At 54.5% G+C, this 622-nt stretch carries 1 rRNA gene; it reads left to right on the top strand.

Features of this window, described 5'->3' with window-relative positions:
• Nucleotides 1–622 (top strand): 23S ribosomal RNA (locus RCF13_RS00650); the annotation flags it as partial.

Here is a 622-nt window from a genome sequence, read left to right on the forward strand (position 1 = left end):
CAGGGTAAGTCGGGACCTAAGGCGAGGCCGAAAGGCGTAGTCGAAGGACAACAGGTTGAAATTCCTGTACCACCGTAAACCGTTATGAGCAATGGGGTGACGCAGAAGGATAGGGACGCGAGCTGATGGATGCTCGTCCAAGCAGTGAGGCTGATGTGTAGGCAAATCCGCACATCATTAAAGCTAGGCTGTGATGGGGAGGGAAAATTACAGTACCGAAGGTCTTGATTTCAGGCTGCCAAGAAAAGCCTCTAGCCAGGTGAAGGTGCCCGTACCGCAAACCGACACAGGTAGGCGAGATGAGTATTCTAAGGCGCGCGGAAGAACTCTCGTTAAGGAACTCGGCAAAATGACCCCGTAACTTCGGGAGAAGGGGTGCCTCGGTAGGGTGAATAGCCCGAGGGGGCCGCAGTGAAAAGGCCCAAGCGACTGTTTAGCAAAAACACAGGTCTGTGCGAAGCCGCAAGGCGAAGTATACGGGCTGACGCCTGCCCGGTGCTGGAAGGTTAAGGGGAGTGGTTAGCCGCAAGGCGAAGCTATGAACCGAAGCCCCAGTAAACGGCGGCCGTAACTATAACGGTCCTAAGGTAGCGAAATTCCTTGTCAGGTAAATTCTGACCCG

Source organism: Stenotrophomonas maltophilia group sp. RNC7, from assembly GCF_030910085.1.
In the GTDB taxonomy this organism is placed as follows: Bacteria; Pseudomonadota; Gammaproteobacteria; order Xanthomonadales; family Xanthomonadaceae; genus Stenotrophomonas; species Stenotrophomonas sepilia.